Annotated in this window: 13 protein-coding genes; 9 read left to right on the forward strand and 4 right to left on the reverse strand. The window is 51.5% G+C overall.

The annotated features are described in order from the left end of the window. Positions 1-445: 445 nt before the first annotated feature. The 3 genes from IMY23_RS15330 to IMY23_RS15340 form a co-directional block, all read right to left on the reverse strand. On the reverse strand, positions 446-2,080 hold the full coding sequence (locus IMY23_RS15330; RefSeq protein ID WP_192822936.1) for a M28 family peptidase: 1,635 nt from the start codon (positions 2,078-2,080) through the stop codon (positions 446-448). Between the two features lie 119 nt (positions 2,081-2,199). After that, positions 2,200-2,685, reverse strand: a complete 486-nt coding sequence (gene ispF / locus IMY23_RS15335; protein WP_192822937.1) for a 2-C-methyl-D-erythritol 2,4-cyclodiphosphate synthase — start codon at positions 2,683-2,685, stop codon at positions 2,200-2,202. Between the two features lie 309 nt (positions 2,686-2,994). Beyond that, positions 2,995-4,284: a pitrilysin family protein gene (locus tag IMY23_RS15340; RefSeq protein ID WP_192822938.1), complete on the reverse strand. Its 1,290-nt coding sequence runs from the start codon at positions 4,282-4,284 to the stop codon at positions 2,995-2,997. 480 nt (positions 4,285-4,764) lie between these two features. On the opposite strand from IMY23_RS15340, the gene IMY23_RS15345 reads away from it, so the two are divergent. From IMY23_RS15345 to ytxJ, 4 genes are all read left to right on the forward strand, one after another. Then, positions 4,765-6,744: a thiamine pyrophosphate-dependent enzyme gene (locus IMY23_RS15345; protein WP_192822939.1), complete on the forward strand. Its 1,980-nt coding sequence runs from the start codon at positions 4,765-4,767 to the stop codon at positions 6,742-6,744. 234 nt (positions 6,745-6,978) lie between these two features. Beyond that, on the forward strand, positions 6,979-7,266 hold the full coding sequence (locus IMY23_RS15350) for a hypothetical protein (protein ID WP_192822940.1): 288 nt from the start codon (positions 6,979-6,981) through the stop codon (positions 7,264-7,266). Continuing rightward, the gene (locus IMY23_RS15355) at positions 7,263-7,598 is read left to right on the forward strand and encodes a hypothetical protein (protein ID WP_192822941.1); all 336 of its coding nucleotides are present in this window, start codon (positions 7,263-7,265) and stop codon (positions 7,596-7,598) included. Before IMY23_RS15350 ends, IMY23_RS15355 begins: the two co-directional genes overlap by 4 nt. 44 nt (positions 7,599-7,642) lie before the next feature. Next, entirely contained in the window at positions 7,643-7,981 is a 339-nt protein-coding gene (gene ytxJ, locus IMY23_RS15360; protein ID WP_192822942.1) for a bacillithiol system redox-active protein YtxJ, read from the forward strand. Positions 7,982-8,079: 98 nt separating this feature from the next. Here the strand turns inward: ytxJ and IMY23_RS15365 are convergent, their stop codons facing one another. Then, positions 8,080-8,478, reverse strand: a complete 399-nt coding sequence (locus tag IMY23_RS15365) for an OsmC family protein (RefSeq protein ID WP_370589871.1) — start codon at positions 8,476-8,478, stop codon at positions 8,080-8,082. Between the two features lie 81 nt (positions 8,479-8,559). Between IMY23_RS15365 and IMY23_RS15370 the strand changes: the two genes are divergently transcribed. The 5 genes from IMY23_RS15370 (at position 8,560) to IMY23_RS15390 (ending at position 19,752) form a co-directional block, all read left to right on the forward strand. Continuing rightward, on the forward strand, positions 8,560-9,336 hold the full coding sequence (locus tag IMY23_RS15370) for a hypothetical protein (RefSeq protein ID WP_192822944.1): 777 nt from the start codon (positions 8,560-8,562) through the stop codon (positions 9,334-9,336). A 69-nt stretch (positions 9,337-9,405) separates the two neighbouring features. Continuing rightward, on the forward strand, positions 9,406-10,290 hold the full coding sequence (gene lipA / locus IMY23_RS15375) for a lipoyl synthase (RefSeq protein ID WP_192823797.1): 885 nt from the start codon (positions 9,406-9,408) through the stop codon (positions 10,288-10,290). A 580-nt stretch (positions 10,291-10,870) separates the two neighbouring features. Beyond that, entirely contained in the window at positions 10,871-16,765 is a 5,895-nt protein-coding gene (locus IMY23_RS15380; protein ID WP_192822945.1) for a gliding motility-associated C-terminal domain-containing protein, read from the forward strand. 32 nt (positions 16,766-16,797) lie between these two features. Continuing rightward, positions 16,798-17,745: a type IX secretion system membrane protein PorP/SprF gene (locus tag IMY23_RS15385; protein ID WP_192822946.1), complete on the forward strand. Its 948-nt coding sequence runs from the start codon at positions 16,798-16,800 to the stop codon at positions 17,743-17,745. A 21-nt stretch (positions 17,746-17,766) separates the two neighbouring features. Next, entirely contained in the window at positions 17,767-19,752 is a 1,986-nt protein-coding gene (locus IMY23_RS15390) for an OmpA family protein (protein WP_192822947.1), read from the forward strand. Positions 19,753-19,825: the final 73 nt, after the last annotated feature.

Raw genomic sequence — 19,825 nt, forward strand, 5'->3', positions numbered from 1 at the left:
CCTGCCAGCCAAAATAGGGAATAATTGTTTGTAAATGTACTTGTGATTTATTTAAGTGAAAAAATTAATCAGAAGGTAAAAGCAACTATTTTATTGTAATTGGATGCTATATGTTGTCTTCTTTTTTATTTCAAGATCATCATTTCGAAGAATAAAGAAATACATGCCAGCTGTAGAAAAGAACCAAAGCAAATAACTTTCAAAGTCTGTGGATTGGCGAATGAATATTTGTCTAAAAATCCAAAACCATGTATAGAGGTTAAACGCGACCACGTAAGTTCTTTTTATCCAAAGAGTTGCTTTAGTTTTAACTGCGTTTTGTTGGTTTTGAAATTCACTTGTTTGATTTTCCATCTAGATACTCATTCAAGGTTTAGATTATAGATTTAAGATATAGTTTCAATAAAAAAGGAGAAGCCTTCGCCTCTCCTTTTTCTAAATCTTGTTATTTCTTGTTGCTGTCTACTTTGATACGCGCAGTGCGGTTAGCTAAATCCCAGGCGGTGTAGAACACCAGGCGGCTTACTTTCTCAGCAGACGGGAAGTTGATTTTCTCCACGTCATCGGTGGGCTGGTGGTAATCCTCATGCACGCCGTTGAAATAGAAGGCAATAGGAATACCGTTCTTCGCGAAGTTGTAGTGGTCTGACCGGTAATAGAAACGGTTAGGGTCATTGGGGTCATTGAAGGTGTAGTCCAGATCCAGGTTGCTGTAGGTCTTGTTGGCGTTCTCAGAGATGGCGTGCAACTCAGAAGAAAGCTTGTCAGAGCCAATCACGTAGATATAGTCTGGCTTGCCTTCATGCTGTTTGTCATTGCGGCCAATCATGTCAATGTTGAGGTTGGCCACGGTGTTGGCTAACGGGAACACTGGGTTCTCCACATAATATTCAGAGCCTAACAAACCTTTTTCTTCGGCGGTCACAGTCAGGAACAAGATGCTGCGGCGTGGGCCGTGTCCGGCTTTCTTGGCTTCAGCGAAGGCCTGGGCCAGTTCCATCACCGCCACGGTACCAGAACCGTCATCATTGGCGCCGTTGTACACTTTGCCGTCTTTTATGCCTTCATGGTCATAGTGCGAACTGATCACAATGAGTTCGTCTTTCAGATCTGAGCCTTCCAGGTAGCCCAGCACGTTTTCCGTAGGCAAAGGCACACGCTTGCGCTCCGTCTTGATTTTTACGTTGCTAGCAGCTTTGTACGGTGAAGCCACGGCTTTTCCGGCTTTGGCCACATTGGCATTGTAGGTAGCCAGGCTCTCAGATTTAGTGCCCAGCAGGCTGGCGGCCATAGTTGGCGAAATCAAGGCCAGGGCCGCTCTTGGCTGCGCCGCCGTGGTGCCGAACCCAATGGAGGTGCGGCCCAGGGCGTTGGCGTAGCGGCTGGTCAACTGCTGAAACTCAGCGGCTGTGGTGCCGGTCACAATCAAGACTGCTTTAGCGCCTTTTTTAGTGGCGGCGGTGGCTTTGGTACGAGGGTCCTGGGTCCAGGTGCCCATTTTTTCGGTGCCGCTGATCAGGTATTGCCCGGCCGCGTTTTTGGGTTCGCCAGACATCACCACCACTACTTTGTCTTTTACGTCAAGGTTGGTGTAGTCTGAATATTTAGGGTCATCAATGCCGTAACCGCCAAACACCACCTGCACAGCTTCCTCAGCCTGGAACGGCGATGCGCCCACCATAAAGAAATCCTTGCCCATGGCATAGCGCTGCGAACCCACCGTCATGTAGCCTTCGCCCCAGGAGCTTTCTTCCAGGTCAAACGTTTGGTAATACGGGTTGGCACCTGTTTTTACCGGGCCTGCTAAGCCATTGGCTCTAAAGTGCTTGGAGATGTAGTCAGCGGCCATTTTCTGACCGCGTCTGCCGGTTTCGCGGCCTTCCAGAGAATCTGAGGCCAGAATACGGAGGTGTTTCTCCAGGTCAGCGGCCGTGATGGTGTTGGCGTACGTGGTAGGATTGGCGGCAATGGTGCCCGCCGCGGTGGCCGCAGCGCTACCCGTGGACGCGGTTTGGGAACTGGAACAGCCGGCTGCCAAAAACGCGGCGGCCAGGCCCAGCGTGTAAATATGCTTTTTCATGAATACTTGTTTGTTGTTCAGTGTTTCAGACCTTAAGTCTACTAATTTTCAGGCGAACGAACAAGTGAAAGCGGTTTTTGGGCTCATTTCTGGAAACGAAGCCAAAAACGCCAATTGTTCTACGGTCTGTAAATGAGCACGGTGGCATACGCGGCCACGCCTTCTTTCTTGCCCACAAACCCCAGTTGCTCCGTGGTAGTCGCTTTGATGGAAATATCGTCTTCTGAAAGGCCCATCACCTTGGCCAGGCAGGTTTTCATGGCCGGAATATGCGGGTTCACCTTGGGTTCCTGCAAACAAACGGTGGAGTCAATGTTGCCCACTTCAAAGCCTTTTTCCTTGATCAGTTTCATGACTTCGCGGAGCAGGATTTTGCTGTCAATGCCTTTGTACTGGGGGTCTTTGTCTGAGAAATGAAACCCGATGTCGCGCAGGTTAGCCGCGCCCAGCAGCGCGTCACAAATCACGTGAATGAGTACGTCTGCGTCTGAGTGGCCCAGCGCGCCGTGCGTGTGCGGCACTTTAATACCGCCCAGCCAGAAATCTAGCCCAGGTTGCAATTGGTGCACATCATAGCCGAAGCCGGTTCTTATATGGAAGGACATGGTTGTTGGTTGTCAGTGTTTAGTTGTTGGTGATTAGACTTTCTGTTTTCGGCTTCGTTTCCAGAAATGAGCCCGAAAACGGAAATTCTATTCTGATAAAAGGTCTTCGGTGTGGAGCGCGTCTTCCTCAGATTTCTCGCCCTTGTTGGTGTTCTCAGCATCAAGCTTAGATTGGTTTAAGCTTGATGCTGCTTCCTTGGGTTTGTTGGTGAGAACACCAACAAAGGCGTTGATTTTATAAATTTAAAGCGATGCAAAATTTCCTGTTTTCGGGCTCGTTTTCAGAATTGAAGCCGAAAACAGGAAATCTTATTCCATCTCCATGGAAGGTTCTTCCTGATTTTCAGTTTCTGTTTCTTGGCCGGGGCGGGCCAGGTAGAATAGGGTGGAGCAGTTGTCAGGCCGCAGGATTTCCTGAGCCTGGCGGTAGATGTCTTCCACGGTGACGGCCTGCACTTTGGCGCCTTCCTCGTTCACGTGGTTGGGATTGCCCATCAGCTTTCCGAAGGCTAGGTTCATGGCGCGGTTCAGGAGCTCAATCTCAGAGAAAACAATGGAGGTCTCAGACTGATTCTTGAGTTTCTGCAGTTCCTGGTCAGAGATGTGCTCGGTTCTGACTTTCTCAATAATAGTCTCAATGGCGGTGTTGGCGTGCTGCGGGTCTACGCCTTTGTTCAGTTTGCCCTGAATGATGAGCAAGCCCGGTTCCATGGAGCCCGTCACAAACGCGCCAATATTGTTGAACAGCTGCTGCTCTTTCACCAGCTCATTGTACAACCTGGATGAGTTGCCGTTGCCCAGCACTTCGCTCAATAAATCAGCGGCGTGGTAGTCTGGGTGCATGCGGCCAGGCATGTGGTAGGTTTTGTAGAGGGCGGTGAGCGGCACATCGGCTTCTACCTGCAGAAAACGGGCTTCGGTCTGGCGCGGCTCCACGGGCAGGTTGCGTTCATATTTCTCACCCGCCGGTATCGGTCCGAACCATTTATCAGTCAGTTCTTTGGCCCGCTCAAACGTGATGTTGCCCGCTACCACCAGAATAGCGTTAGCCGGAGAATAATGTTTCTGGAAGAAGGCGCGCACGTCATCCATCACGGCGTTCTCAATATGACTGATTTCCTTGCCGATGGTCGCCCATTTGTACGGGTGCTGCTGGTAGGCGAGCGGCCGTAGTTTCAACCACACATCGCCGTATGGCTGGTTCAAGTAATTCTGTTTGAATTCCTCTACCACCACTTTGCGCTGCACTTCCAGGCCTTGCTCAGAGAAGGCCAGGCTCAGCATGCGGTCAGACTCCAGCCAGAATCCGGTCTCAATGTTGTCGGCGGGCACGGTAAGGTAATAGTTGGTGAGGTCTGGGCTGGTGAAGGCGTTGTTCTCGCCGCCGGCCTGCTGCAGCGGTTCGTCATAGCTGGGAATGTTGACCGAGCCGCTGAACATCAAATGCTCAAACAAATGCGCGAAGCCCGTGTGCGTCTCCACTTCATCGCGGGAGCCAACATTATATAAAATATTGAGAACGGCCAGCGGGGTGGTGGGGTCTTCGTGCACTAGGCACTGCAAACCATTCTCTAAGGTGAATTCTTTAAACTGAATCATAAAGGCAAAGTCTGATTTCTCTCCGGCCCACGGCCAAGACAACTGTACGAAGGTACGCAAACCGCGTCTGAAAAGTAAAACCTGTTTCTGGGAGTGAAGGTTTGGGTCGTTTAACGCGGAGCGCAGAGGGGTGTTAACGCATATCGTCCCCCTTTGAAGGGGGTAGGGGGATGATTACTCGTGCTGATGATTTGAAATTTCTGAGAATAACATTTTTACTTCCTCTTGTTAAAGGTGATGCTTCTTCAACTGACTTTATCATCCCCCTACCCCCTTCAAAGGGGGACGATATGCGTGACGAAGTTCTAGCTGGAAAACCAATTAACAATCAACAATCAGCAACCAACAATCAACAATTCTCCACTTTTGCCTTCATTTGAGAAAAAGAGCCAGAAAACGGAAGAAATCATAAGAACCTTGGCTATCTTTCCCGGCACATTGTATCTAGTAAAATAAGCAGCCCCTAAGGCGTATTTCACCATGAACTTCAACAGAAAAGACTATACCGACGACGACCTGCTCATGCTCTACCGCGGCATTTTGAAGCCCCGCATGATTGAGGAGAAAATGCTGATTCTGCTGCGGCAGGGCAAAGTGAGCAAGTGGTTCTCGGGCATTGGGCAGGAGGCCATCTCCGTAGGTTCTACCCTGGCCCTGGACCCAGACGAATACATTCTGCCGCTGCACCGCAACCTGGGCGTTTTCACGTGCCGTGACATTCCGTTAGACCGCTTGTTCGCGCAGTTTCAGGGCAAGAAAACCGGTTTCACCAAAGGCCGGGACCGCTCGTTCCACTTCGGCACCAACGAGCACCATATTGTGGGCATGATTTCGCATTTAGGTCCGCAGTTGGCCGTGGCCGATGGCATTGCTTTGGCAGAACTCCTGGACAAGCGCGAGAAAGTGACGTTGGTGTACAGCGGTGACGGCGGTGCCAGCGAAGGTGATTTCCATGAGGCGCTCAACGTGGCCGCGGTCTGGGGCTTGCCGGTGATTTTCGTGATTGAGAACAACGGCTACGGCCTCTCTACACCCAGCAATGAGCAGTTCAAATGCCAGTATTTCATAGACAAAGGCCCCGCCTACGGCATTGACGCGCTGCAGATTGACGGCAACAACGTGCTGGAAGTCTATGACACCGTTCGGCAGGCCGCCTACAGCATTAGGAAGAACCCGCGGCCTATGCTGATTGAGGCGATGACGTTCAGGATGCGCGGACATGAAGAAGCCTCGGGTACCAAATATGTGCCGCAGGAATTGTTTGAGCGCTGGGCGAAGAAAGACCCGGTAGAAAACTTCGAGAAATACCTGCTGGACGAAAAAGTGCTCACCCCTAAATCTTTGGCGGCCATACGCGAAGAGATAAAAGAAGAGATTGAGCGCGGCCTGGACACGGCCTTCAACACGCCCATGCCCGTGGCCGATGCCAAAGAAGAACTGGCCGATATGTTCCTGCCTTTCATGCAAACCGAGATTCGGCCCAAGGACAGCGCCCGCACCGAGCGCCGCTTTGTAGATGCCGTGTCTGACGGGTTGCGCCAGAGTTTGGAACGTTACCCAGAACTGGTAATCATGGGCCAGGACATTGCCGAGTACGGCGGCGTCTTCAAAGTGACCGAGGGCTTCGTGGAGAAGTTCGGGAAGGAGCGCATTAGAAACACACCGTTGTGCGAGAGCGCTATTCTGGGCATTGGCCTGGGTATGTCCATCAAGAAAAAGAAGTCGGTGATTGAGATGCAGTTCGCGGACTTTGTGACCTCGGGCTTTAACCAGGTGGTGAACAATCTGGCCAAAAGCCACTACCGCTGGGGCCAGAACGCCGATGTGGTGGTGCGCATGCCCACGGGCGCGGGCGCGGCAGCCGGTCCGTTCCACTCCCAGAGCAACGAAGCTTGGTTTTTCCACACGCCCGGCCTCAAGATTGTGTACCCCAGCACGCCGTATGACGCCAAAGGCCTGCTGAACGCGGCCATTGAAGACCCTAACCCGGTCATGTATTTTGAGCACAAGTTGCTCTACCGTTCGCTCACCGAGTCTATTCCAGACGATTATTATACCGTGGAGATTGGCAGAGCCAGGCTGGCGCAGGAGGGGGACGAGTTTTCTATCATCACCTACGGCATGGGCGTGCACTGGGCCAAGCAACTGCTCCAAACCATGCCAGACGTGAGCGCCGATATTCTGGATTTACGCACCTTGCTGCCCTGGGACAAAGAAGCCGTTCGGCAGACGGTGGAGAAAACCGGCCGCGTGCTGGTCTTGCATGAAGACACTTTGACCGGCGGCATAGGCGCCGAGATTGCCGCCTGGATTTCTGAGCACTGCTTTACGTCTTTAGATGGTCCGGTGGTACGCGTGGGTGGCCTGGATACGGCCATTCCGTTTGCGCCGCCGCTGGAGCAGGAATTTCTGCCGGTGAAACGCCTGAAAGAAAAAGTGGAACAGCTATTGAGTTTCTAACATCGGCGCAGCCGAAGACAAATTGTAGGATTCCCGTTTTCGGGCTCATTTTTGGAAATGAGCCCGAAAACGGGAATTTTTTGCGCTATATAGAAAATGTACCAATTAATCTGGGTATTTTTGTAAAGCAACGTTGGCGCTGGTTTTGGGGTCATTTCAGAAACAGAGCCCCAAAACGCCCTGCTTTTTACCCGAATTATGTGGGAAACCGTATAAAAGTTGTTGAGCATGTCTATGAAGAAGCTGAAAACTTTTCTGGGGATTTTGAGTCTGGCGGCAGTGCTGGTCATGAGCGGCTGCAGTTCCGGTAGAATTCCGTGCCCAGACGTGTCTGGCAAGAAAAAGTTTTCGCCGCTGGCTATGTTCAAGAGGAGCGAACCTACCCCACAAGACCAGGCCAATGAGGGACGTGACCTGGGTGGCCGGGACATGGAATTTGACAAGAAGGGGCTACTGAAGAAAAAAGGTCCCAAGATGCCTACCAAGAAAAAGAAATCTGGATTTTTAGGGATAACCTTATGAAGACGTTTGCCCAATCCTTTATAGTAGCCACAAGCCTGCTGCTTTTTTGCCTGCTGGCGCAACCCAGTCTGGCGCAGGTGGCGTCTCTCACCCCCGCCCAACAGGAAAAAGAACTTCGGCGTAGCCTCAAAGAAGCCAAGCGCCTGCAAACCGACTTTAATGAGTCACACCTGAACATGGAGGCCGTGGCGTTCAAGCGCGGCGAAAGCGGCCGCAAGCGGGTAAAAGGTCCCCAGGAGCAGGAACTCATGCTCATAAACGAAGCCGGCACCGCCACCAACAAGCCCAAACTGAAAGCCAGGAAAAATAAATCGGCTAGAAAGCGGAGGTAAACGCGGTGATTTACGTATTTCCCCTGAACCTAAAGAAGTAGACTATGCAATGGCATTCCCTCACCAGCGCTGAGCAGTTAGAGAAAATAAAAGAAGAATCTAAAACCCAGCCGGTCGTTATTTTCAAGCACAGCACCAGCTGTTCCATTAGTGCCACGGCCAAGAGCAGGCTGGAGCGCCAGTGGCCAGACGCCGGTCTCACCAGCGTGAAACCCTATTACCTGGACTTGTTGAGCTACCGGCCGGTTTCAAACCAAATAGCAGAGACGTTTAGTGTACGGCATGAGTCCCCGCAGCTGCTAGTGATCAAAGACGGGCAGTGCCAGTACCATGGGTCGCATTTGGGCATTAACCTGCAGGAAGTAAAAAAACTGGCCTCTTAGTGAAACAAAAAGCCCCGGTGCCAGATTCTATGAGAAATAATCTGGCACCGGGGCTAGCTGTATAAGAAGGAAGGGGTTGCGTGCGTTAGAGAGAAGCGCTACGCGTACTGGAACAACACCGTTTGGGTAAGCTCTGGGTGAAGGCTCAAGGCAACCGGGCAGGTGCGGGCGGCATTCTCCAGCATGGCTCTCTCTTTTTCACTGAAGTCCCGGGCGGGCATCTGCACCTCCAGCACAATCTCAGAGATGCGTCTGGGGTCAGCGGCCATTCTTTTGGTGATGGCCATGGTCATGCCTGTGAGGTCAATGTGGTTGCGGTCGGCTACCATGCCCATGATGGTCATCATGCAACTGCCCAAGGCGCTGCAGACCAGGTCAGTGGGGGAATAGGCTTCGCCGCGGCCATTGTTGTCAACGGGGGCATCTGTTACCACGGTGTTGCCAGAGGCCAGGTGCGTGCCCTGGGTGCGTAACTGACCGGTGTATTGTAGCGTCATGGAACTCATTGTGGTATATTTTAAGATTTGCAGGTGCTTGTAAAGTTACTTACTTTTAAAGAAAACAACTCCTTTTCTACCGTGCGCAGAATCTTCACAGCCTTTTGCCTGTTTATTTTCTTGTCCGGCACCGCTGCCATGGCACAGGGGCTGGAAGAAGATGAAAGCTACACCCGTGAATTCACCTATGGGCTGAATTTCAACACCAACGGTGGGTTGCTGGGCGGGGCTATGGTCAAGCAGGTGTACCTCATGCAGGGCAAGTGGTACCAGTTCTGGGGTTTGGAGGCCGTAGAGGTGAAGCATCCCAAAGAGGTGCAGTACCAGAACCGTTACACAGGCTCCACGTTTGTGAAAGGAAAACGCAACTACTTTTTCGCGCTTCGGCCTAATTATGGGCGGGAGTACACCTTTTTCAAGAAAGCCGCCGAGTCTGGCGTGCAGGTAAACGGTATTTTTGCCGCTGGTCCGTCCATTGCCGTGCTTGGGCCTTATTACATAGACTACAACTATACTCGCTTAGACCGCAACGGCCAACCCATTGGACCTGTTGATGTGCGGGCCGAGCCCTATGACCCCAACATTCATACTGACCTTAACCGAATTGTGGGTGGGTCCGGCGTGTTCACTGGGTTGTCTGAGCCCTCTTTCAAAGTAGGTGCGCACGTGAAGGCCGGCGTCAGTTTTGAGTATGGCCGTTACATGGAAAGCGTGACCGGTATTGAGGTGGGCATGCTCTATGAAATGTTCCCCAGCCGCATCATCATTGTGCAGGGCACGGGCGTTGACGAAGGCGTGAAAAACCAGAACAGGTTCTTTTCTCTGTACCTGACCCTGTATTACGGCCACCGCCGTTGAACGATTCCCGCAGCCCCGCTGTTTTTTGCCTATCCGCTCCTCTCTTAGTACCTTTGCTGCATGGATCAATTGATTGCATTGCCGGTCATACAACCGGTTGAAGCTCAGACAAAAAATAGAAAGCCAGATTGGCTGCGCGTAAAACTGCCCATTGGCAAAGAATACGCCAAAGTCCGCCAGCTGGTAGACACCTATAAACTGCATACCATTTGTGAAAGCGGCAACTGCCCTAACATGGGGGAGTGCTGGGGTGCCGGCACCGCCACCTTCATGATTTTGGGCAATGTGTGTACCCGTTCCTGCTCTTTCTGCGCAGTGGCCACCGGCCGGCCCAATGAATATGACCTGGACGAGCCGCGCCGCGTGGCCGAAGCCATTCAGCTCATGGGCGTGAAGCATGCTGTGATCACCTCCGTGAACCGCGACGAGCTCAAAGACCGTGGGGCCAGCGTGTGGCATGAAACCATTGTGCAGATCAAGAACCTTTCGCCGCAGACTACCATTGAAACCCTCATTCCAGATGTAAAAGCCAACTGGGACGCGCTGGAGGTGATGATCTCTGCGGGCCAGGAAGTGGTGTCACATAACGTGGAAACGGTGAGAAGCCTGTACCGCCAGGTACGCCCCCAGGCCAAGTATGACCGCAGCCTGGAGCAGCTCAAACGCATTAAGGAATACGGCAAGCGCACCAAAACCGGCATCATGCTGGGCTTGGGCGAAACTCAGGAAGAAGTCTACCAAGCCATGGATGACCTGGTGGCGAACGGCCTGGATATCCTGACTCTTGGTCAATACCTACAACCTACCAAAATGCACCTGGAAGTGGCTGAGTTCATTCACCCAGACCTGTTTGCGCATTACCGCGAGGAGGGCCTAAGACGTGGTCTTAAATATGTGGAATCCGGTCCGTTAGTGCGGTCTTCCTACCATGCTGAACGGCACGTGAACGTATAACAAGACACGTATTTAAACCATAGAAGAATGAAGAAGCCCTGCAACCTTGCTGGGCTTCTTTCGTTTAAAGCCAGGTTTTGATTTTTCTAAGGTATTTCTGAGGAGTTGAAACGGTTGTATGGTATAAATACGTTTGCATTATTCATATATAGTTATTTTGCTATTCTTATTTCAAAGCTATTCCGCTCATCCCAAGAATCCACGCAAAGGGCAATAGAGGACCATTTTAAGGCGCATTTAAGGGTTTTCCCTGCGCTATTGGAAACGGTTTCTTTAAAGCCTAAAAGATAACTGACGTTCCCAATTTTAAAATGCTCACCTTTACACGTTATGTTGTATTTGTATCTTTTTTATAGGCTGCAACTTTTGTGGTAAAAGGAAGTACATGGAGGTGCTCATATCCCAATATGACTATATAAGACTTGAGTTGTTTTTATCATACTAGTTACGTGGTCGCATGAAGAAAATTTTACACTTGATAGCAGCGTTGTTTGCTATCTCATTTTCAACAAAAGCACAGCTTCAAAATGCCCCGGCTTTAGGGGCAGCCCAGGAGTTCGCAGTGTTAGGCAATTCTGTCGTGAACATTGGGACCACCTTGGTGTACGCTGATTTAGGAACTACTACGGGTGCGCCCGTAGGTTTTCCTCCGGGCGTAGTGCTGGGGCAGATTAGGGCCAATGATGCAGAAGCGCAGGCAGCTGATGCAGAGGCTGAGCGCATTTACAGCGCGCTGGGTGCCTTGGCGCCTACCGCCAACCTTACCGGGCAGCAGCTAGGTAGGGGTTTTGGCCGTACGCCCGAGGCCGTCAATGGTACGGTACTTACCCGCGGGGTGTACCGGTTTGACGGTGATGCGCGGTTGTCTGGCCAATTAAGGTTAGACGGTGCTGGGTCAAGAGACGCAGTTTTTGTGTTTCAGATAAACGGTGACCTCATCATTGATGAAGGTTCTGTTATTTCTGTGCAGAACGGCGCCCAGCCAAGAAATGTGTTCTTCAGGGTAACCGGTAATATAATCATAGGCGACCGCGGTATACCTGGTACTTCTTCGGCCTTAAAGGGCAATGTGTTTGTCAACAACAACATCGCGCTCAGCAACGGCACCACGCATGAAGGCCGTCTGTTTTCATTGAACGGCTTAATTTCGTTAAACAACAACACCATCTTCCTTCCGCTGATTTCAGAGACGGATGTAGCCATCACCAAAACAGTAGACAGACCGGTAGCCGCTATAGGAGACACGGTTACGTATACCATCACTGTTCGGAACCAGGGCCCAGATGATGCCACCGGCGTACGCGTGGTAGAAACCCTGCCCAGCCAACTTGCCTTTGTAGATTTCAGCCCTTCCACCATACCGGCCACGTTTGCCGGCAACACCATTACCTTTAGTTTAGGATCAGTGCCACTTGGGCAGTCAGTAGTCATAACGCTACGTGCCAGAGTACTTGCCGCCGGAAATAACATTATTAACCGCGTGCAAGTGACGGCTAATGAGCCTGACCCAGATGAGGATGACAATACTGCCGAAGTTCCTATTAACGTTCCCAACACGGTAACAGACCTGCAGGTGGTGAAAACGGTGAACAGAACCCGCGCCAATGTAGGAGACGCCCTTGTCTATACGGTAACCGTTAGAAACAACGGCCCGAACAATGCTACAGGTGTGGTAGTGCAGGATGTGTTGCCTAGCAGCCAGGTGAACTTCACCAGCCCGGCCACTACCTCTACCGGTACCTATAACTTTAACACTGGTATATGGGTGGTAGGTAATTTAGCCGCAGGGCAAACCGCCACCTTAACTATAACAGGTACTATCACCAGTACAGGTACTATAGTGAACACGGCCATTGTGAGAGGAAATGAATCTGACTCGCAGCCTACCAACAACACCTCTACTGTAGTAACGGTAGTAGGGCAAAACCCAAACAACCCAGGTCCTTTCGCTGATTTGCAGGTAACTAAATCTGTAGACAAAACCCGCGCCGCCATTGGCCAGACCATTACGTATACAGTAGAGGCTTTCAATGCAGGTCCTGACAACGCCACTGGGGTAGTGGTTAGAGACCCGCTGCCAACTGCGTTTGCAACCTTTGGAGAGGCCGATGAATCAGTTGGTGTGTATAACGCCACCACCGGAGTCTGGACTATTGGCAACTTAGCAGCCGGTGCCAGAGCTACCTTAACCGTAACGGGTACCATCACGGCAAACGGTATTATTGTCAACACAGCGGTCATCAGCGGAAACGAAATAGATGAACGCCCTGAGAACAACACAGCTACCGTAGTGACGGTGGTAACAGACGGCGGCGGTGGAAACCCAGACCCGAATGCAGCCACGGATATTCAAGTAGTTAAATCAGTAGACAAAACCAGAGCACGCGTAGGTCAGACACTCACCTACACTGTTGTTGTGAGAAACAACGGCCCCAACAATGCCACTGGCGTGTTGGTGGTAGATGTGTTGCCAACGGCACAGTTGAACATCACTACTGCTCCTGCTGTGACCAACGGTACTTACAATGATATAACAGGTGTCTGGAACGTAGGTAACCTGGCGGCTGGCGCCTCTGCCACTTTCACGGTGACAGGAACCATCACCGCCACCGGAACTATTGTAAACACCGCCACCGGTAGAAGCAACGAGGCTGATCCGCAACCGCAGAACAATACCTCTACTGTTATCACGGTAGTGGAAGATACTCAGAACCCTGGCGTATTGGCTGACCTGCAAGTGGTGAAAACCGTGAACAGAACCCGTGCCAACGTAGGAGATGCCCTTGTCTACACGGTTACCGCTCGTAACAACGGCCCTGCCAACGCCACAGGCGTTGTGGTAGTGGATGTGTTACCTACCGGTCAATTAACTTTTGTTGGTAACCCAACAGTGACGGCTGGTACTTATAATACAGGTACAGGCAGATGGAACATTGGCAACCTGGCCGCTGGTCAGAGCGTGACCTTCACGGTGACCGGTATCATTAATGCCACTGGTACCATTGTGAACACAGCCACCATTGGCGGAAACGAGGCAGATCAACAGCCTGACAATAATACCTCAACCGTTATTACCGTGGTAGGCCCGGGCACAGAAGTACCTGGTGACCTGGCTGACCTGCAAGTGGTGAAAACGGTTGACAAAACCCGCGCCGCCATTGGCCAGACCATTACTTATAAAGTGACAGCCCGTAACCTGGGGCCAAGCACGGCAACCAACGTAACCGTTAGAGACGTGCTACCCACGGCCCTTGCCAACTTTGGAACTGCAACTACCACAACAGGAGCCTATGATGTTGCTTCTGGTATCTGGACCATTGGTTCCTTGACCGCTGGTCAGTCAGTAGAACTAACCGTGACAGGAACAATCACAGGCAACGGTACTATTGTCAACACGGCGGTAATCAGCGGTGACCAGACAGATGAACGTCCTGAGAACAACACCTCCACCGTGATCACAGTAGTGACAGATGGCGGTGGCGGAGACCCAGACCCGAATGCTTCTACCGATTTACAAGTAGTAAAAACCGTTGACAAGACCCGCGCCCAGGTAGGAAACCAATTAACCTACACGGTTACCGTAAGAAACAACGGCCCTAACAATGCCACCGGTGTCTTGGTAGTTGATAACCTGCCGGTAAGACAAGTGACCTTCGCTACAGCCCCAACAGTTTCAGCTGGTACCTACAACACCAACACCGGCGTATGGAACGTGGGCAACCTGGTAGCAGGTCAGACTGCCACCTTAACCGTGACAGGTACTATCACCACTGCCGGAACCATTGTGAACACCGCCGTGGTAAGAGGCAACGAAGCTGATCCGCAACCGCAGAACAACACCTCCACTGTCATCACCATTGTTGACAATGGCCCTGCCACAGGTATGCTGGCAGACCTGGAAGTAACCAAGACGGTTGATAAGTCTCGTGCTGTAGTAGGACAGACGTTGGTTTATGTGATTACTGCCCGCAACAACGGCCCAGCCAATGCTACCGGGGTAAATGTAAGAGACATCCTGCCAATCAACCAATTGAATTTGAATGGCCAACCTAATGTGTCAACCGGAAGCTATAATTCTGCTACCGGAATCTGGAACATAGGAAACCTGGCAGCAAATGAGACGGCGGTTATGACCGTGAGCGGAACAATCACCGCTACCGGAACTATCGTGAACACTGCCACCATTGGCGGCAACGAAGCAGACCCACGCCCTGAGAACAATACCTCAACCGTAGTGACGGTGGTAGGTCCTGGTACTGAAGTGCCGACCAACCTGACAGACCTGCAAATTGTGAAGTCTGTTGACAAAGCGCGTGCTTCTGCCGGTCAAACCTTAACCTACACACTTGTTGCCCGCAACAATGGACCAAGTGCCGCTACCGGAGTGACCGTAACAGATATATTGCCATCTGGTCAGGTAACTTTCGCAACGGCTCCTTTGATTACAGGTGGTGGCACTTATAATGCAGCCACTGGTATCTGGAACATAGGAAACTTAGCCGTAGGCCAGTCAGTGGTGCTGCGTGTGACAGGAACCATTACTGCTACAACTGGAACTATCATTAACACGGCTGTGATCAGAGGTGCCCAGACAGATGAACGTCCGGAGAATAATACCTCTACTGTCATAACCGTGATTACCCCAGGTGGAGAAGAAGACCCAGACCCAATTACTGCCACAGACTTGCAGGTAGTAAAAACAGTGAATAGAACCACTGCCAACGTAGGCGAAACACTGGTGTACACCATCACGGCTCGCAACAACGGTCCTAACAGCGCCACGGGTGTACTGGTAGTAGATGTGTTGCCAAGGGGGCAGGTGAATTTCACAGGAGCGCCAACGTTAACGGGTGGTACATACAATGATGCCACAGGTGTCTGGTCAATAGGGAACCTGGCCGTAGGCCAAAGCGTGACCATGACCGTGACCGGTACCATTACCGCCACCGGAACTATTGTGAACACCGCCGTGGTGAGAGGCAACCAAGCTGACCTGCAACCGCAGAACAACACCTCTACCGTCATCACGGTGGTAGGGGCTGGGGTAGGGGCTGCTAACCTGTCCATTACTAAAACAGTGAACCGCAGTGAGGTGACCTTGGGTGACCAGGTTGTCTTTACCTTGAGTGCCCGCAACGCAGGACCAGCCACGGCTACCAATGTAACGGTGCAGGATGTCTTGCCAGCAGGATTCACCTTTGTGAGTGCTAGCCCAGACGGCGCCTACGCCAATAACACCTGGACCATTGGCACTTTGGCCGCCGGTCAGACTACTGAGTTGACCATCACCGCCGCCACCAACCGGGTGGGTACCTGGACCAACGTTGCCGTGATAACTGGTAGCGAGGAAGACCCAGATGATGATGACAACACAGATGAAGTGGATGTCTGCGTACGGCCAACTGCCCCAAGCACCGCCAACCAAGCCGTTTGTAGAGGAACCAACGCTGTGTTTAACGTAACGGCCATTGCTGGAGTAACCAACTTTGAAGTGACCGGCCTGCCAACAGGTGTTACCAGAGTGCAAGGTGGTGGTAACATCATCACGCTTCAAGTAGCAGCAGATGCAACACCAGGTACATACAACTTAACTTTTGTAGCCTTAAACAGCAGTACCAATTGTGCCAACAGCTTGCCATCTACCTTCACGTTGACTATCAGTGCTGCTCCTAACACACCGGTGATTCAAGGCGGACCAGCCTTGTGTGCTGGAACTGTATATACCTACAGTGTCGCTAATGTAGAAGCTGGCGTTACGTACGCCTGGACAACTACAGGAACTGGCTGGAGCATTCAAGGCCCGGCAAATGGAACGCAAGTACAGGTAGTAGCCGGTACAACTGCCGGTGGTGTAACTGTTACTGCCACACGGGCAGGAGCATGTGCGCCAGTGTCAGCTTCAACTGCACCGGTAACCCCGGGTTCAACGCCAGCCGCGCCAGTTATTCTGGACAACACAGGAGCCTGTACCGGCTTAGAGTTTGCCATCCAGAATCCTGTGGCAGGCGTGACGTATACCTGGACCGCACCAGCAGGCTTCAACTTCGCAGGAGGGGCTATCACAGCCACTGGCACCAGCGTGACACTAACCTCTGGAGCGCCAAACAACACCGGTACTCTACGAGTGGTAGCTACTAACACTGGTAACAGCTGCGGAAGCGCAGAGGCCAGCATTCAGATAGATGCCGCTGATGCAGACACGCAGATTAGTATCCCGAACGTGTTCACACCAAACGGTGACGGTAAGAACGATGCATGGGTGATCAGAAACCTGGAAAAATACCCAGACAATGATGTGTTCATCTACAACCGTTGGGGAAATGAAGTCTACAGAGCACGTGGCTACGGTTTACCAGGCGGACCACTTTGGAGAGCCGATGGTCTGGAAGAAGCTACCTACTTCTATGTCTTGAGAGTGAGAGGCTGTGGCGGAGAGGAACAGACGTTCAGAGGTCCGGTGCAAGTAGTTCGCTAAACAGAAAGACAAGAACTTAATCTACATAAAACATGAAAAAATTAGTATTGCTGATCATGGTGGTGTTGGCCGGAGATAGTCTCCGAGCCCAACAACGCCCCCAGTATTCTCAATATATCTTCAACCAACTGGTGATTAACCCAGCCTATGCCGGTACCAAGGAGCATGTCACAGCAAACGCCTTCCATAGAACCCAGTGGACAGGTCTGCGGGGAGCACCCAACACACAGAGCATTAGTGTGGATGGGCTTACCAAGAACCAGCGGATAGGTTTGGGATTCCATGCCACCCGTGATGAGATCTTTGCTACAAACAGGAAAAACTTCACGGTTGATGCCTCTGTGAAATTACCAGTGAGCTCCACCGGGGTTTTCAGTATAGGATTGGCCGCTGGGGTGTCACACTTTGCGGTTGACCCCACAAAATGGGAGAACTATGAACCAGATGATCCTACACTCATTGGGCAGAAAGAAACTACCTGGAGTCCTAGTTTGAACATGGGTATTTTCTACCACACGGAACGCTTCTATGCAGGTATCTCCGTGACCGACTTGTTGGAGATTGACGAAGACATCAATTTTGACCCAGAACGCCATTACTTCTTCACCGCTGGCTATGTGGTGGATTTAGGCACCAACGTCAAGTTTAAACCAAGTTTCATGCTGAAGGACAATTTTGACGGCCCTTCTAACGTAGACTTCAACTTCTTCTTCCTATTTAAAGAGCGCGTTTGGTTGGGTACTTCCTACAGAACTGGTATCAACATCTTCAAGAATGATTTTGAAGGCAAGGATCTAAGCCAACGTGATGCCGTTGTGGTGATGGCAGATGTCTTTTTGTCCAAGAGGTTTAGGTTGGGTTACGCCTATGACTTTACCTTGCACAACACGCTCAGTGACTTAGCAACCCATGAAATATCAGTTGGTTACACTGTCTTAAGAAAGCAGCCAACCAAAATGGTAACCCCACGGTATTTCTAATCTTATTAACCTGAACACACTATGAGAAAACCATACAAATCTCTACTCATCCTTCTCCTGGCGGGTAGTTTTGCGATAGGTGGTTGTACCACCACGCGCAAGGCAGATTTGCACTATGAGAACTTTGACTACACGCTGGCTATTGAGGAATACAATGAGGTCTTCGCTAAGAAAGAGCCAACCCTGCAAGGGGCGCAGCGCCTGGCAGACGCGTACCGCCTTACCGGCCAGACCGCCAAAGCAGAGGAGTGGTATGCCAAAGTACTGGTAGACCCCAAAGCAGAGCCTATTAACATCTTTTATTACGCAGAGGCTCTGCGCAGCAACGGTAAGTATTTTGAGGCCAAGACCCAGTACCAGAACTATGGTATGAAGGTGCCCGCAGAAGCCGCCAAAGCCAATGCCAAAGCTGTGGCCGCAGACGCCGCCCTGAAACTGCTGGCAGAACCGCCTTCGGCTATTATTGTGAACGAGACGCCTATCAACTCCGGAAACGCTGATTTCAGCCCCACGGTGTACGAAGAAGGTATTCTTTTCACCTCAGACCGTGGCGGTGCCGTGAGCAATGAGAAAGACAAAGACGCAGGTACTTATGGCTGGACTGGCCGCCCGTACCTACAAATGTTCTATGCCCAGCGCAACGCAGACAGCACCTGGCAAATGCCGGTGTTGGTAGATGAAACGCTGAATGACATTTACCATGACGGCCCGGCCGTGATGGACTCTACCTCGGGCACCATCTATTTCACCCGCACCAAAATGGTGGAAGTGAAGCAGAAGAACGCCAACGTAGACCCTACCAGCTGGGTGAAAAAGCCCATGACCAATGAATACGTGAACCGCCTGGAGATTTTCTCGGCGCAGCGTGACGGAGCCAAGTGGGGGAACGTGAAACCGTTTGAATACAACAAAGTAACCGAGTACAGCGTGGGCCACCCGGCGCTTTCACCAGACGGACAGGTGTTGTACTTTGTCTCAGACAAGCCCGGCGGGCTAGGTGAAACCGATATCTACTACACAGAAAAACAAGCCGATGGTGTTTGGGGACAACCGGTAAACGCCGGTCCGGCCATCAATACCAGCGGCAAAGAGATGTTTCCCGCGTTTGACAAGGCTGGCAACTTCTACTTTTCGTCTGATACACATTTAGGCTTTGGTGGTTTAGATGTTTTCAGAGCAAAAGGAAGCCGCACCACCTGGACTAAGCCTGAGAACCTGCGCGCCCCGGTGAACTCGCCTAAAGATGACTTCGGGATGACGTTCATGCAGAATGCCAAGAACGAGCCCATTGGCTATATGTCTTCTAACCGTGACAGCAACAACGGCACAGATGATATCTACAGCTTCAAGCTGTTAGGCAATGCCGTGTTATTGGTGACCACCCTGGAACGCGTGCAGATGCCCAGCAAGAAAAGCATTACCCAGCCGTTGGCCGATGTGAGGTTGAAACTGGCCATACAAGGCACCACAGATTCTACCATTGCCTTCTCTAACCCTAACGGCGAGTACAAATACCAAGTCATGAAAGGCAATGTGTATGAACTCATGGGCGAGAAATATGGCTATCTGAGCCAATCAGCCACCGTCAAGATTGACACCACCAGCCTGGCAGATACCACCCGCGTGACGCTCATCTTTGATAAGAGCGCCGTGAACCAGATCATCGCGATAGAGAACATCTACTATGACTTGGATAAGTGGAACATTAGACCAGACGCCGCCTTGGAATTAGACAAAGTGGTGCGCACGCTCAAAGACAACCCAACCATTAAAATTGAGTTGGCCTCGCACACAGATAGCCGCGAAGGATTGGGCTACAACCAAATCTTGTCTGAGCGCAGAGCCCAGGCCGCCATGGAATACCTGGTGTCTAAAGGCATTGCCCGCAACCGCCTCAGCTGGCGCGGGTACGGGGAGACCAAGCTGGTTAACCGTTGCGCCGATGGTGTGGAATGTACCGAGGACGAACACCAGATGAACCGCCGCACCGAATTCCAGATCAAGTAACAACTGATTGATTTCTAATATCGAAAGAAGCCGCCCTAACCTGGGCGGCTTTTTCCGTTTTCGGCCTCATTTT

It is taken from the genome of Rufibacter sp. LB8, from assembly GCF_014876185.1.
In the GTDB taxonomy this organism is placed as follows: domain Bacteria; phylum Bacteroidota; class Bacteroidia; order Cytophagales; family Hymenobacteraceae; genus Nibribacter.

What these genes read in the sequence shown, in the direction of transcription:
- IMY23_RS15330 (WP_192822936.1), bottom strand. Translation starts at nt 2,080, where the DNA reads ATGAAAAAGCATATTTACACGCTGGGCCTGGCCGCCGCGTTTTTGGCA.
- ispF (WP_192822937.1), bottom strand. Translation starts at nt 2,685, where the DNA reads ATGTCCTTCCATATAAGAACCGGCTTCGGCTATGATGTGCACCAATTG.
- IMY23_RS15340 (WP_192822938.1), bottom strand. Translation starts at nt 4,284, where the DNA reads ATGATTCAGTTTAAAGAATTCACCTTAGAGAATGGTTTGCAGTGCCTA.
- IMY23_RS15345 (WP_192822939.1), top strand. Translation starts at nt 4,765, where the DNA reads ATGAACTTCAACAGAAAAGACTATACCGACGACGACCTGCTCATGCTC.
- IMY23_RS15350 (WP_192822940.1), top strand. Translation starts at nt 6,979, where the DNA reads ATGAAGAAGCTGAAAACTTTTCTGGGGATTTTGAGTCTGGCGGCAGTG.
- IMY23_RS15355 (WP_192822941.1), top strand. Translation starts at nt 7,263, where the DNA reads ATGAAGACGTTTGCCCAATCCTTTATAGTAGCCACAAGCCTGCTGCTT.
- ytxJ (WP_192822942.1), top strand. Translation starts at nt 7,643, where the DNA reads ATGCAATGGCATTCCCTCACCAGCGCTGAGCAGTTAGAGAAAATAAAA.
- IMY23_RS15365 (WP_370589871.1), bottom strand. Translation starts at nt 8,478, where the DNA reads ATGACGCTACAATACACCGGTCAGTTACGCACCCAGGGCACGCACCTG.
- IMY23_RS15385 (WP_192822946.1), top strand. Translation starts at nt 16,798, where the DNA reads ATGAAAAAATTAGTATTGCTGATCATGGTGGTGTTGGCCGGAGATAGT.
- IMY23_RS15390 (WP_192822947.1), top strand. Translation starts at nt 17,767, where the DNA reads ATGAGAAAACCATACAAATCTCTACTCATCCTTCTCCTGGCGGGTAGT.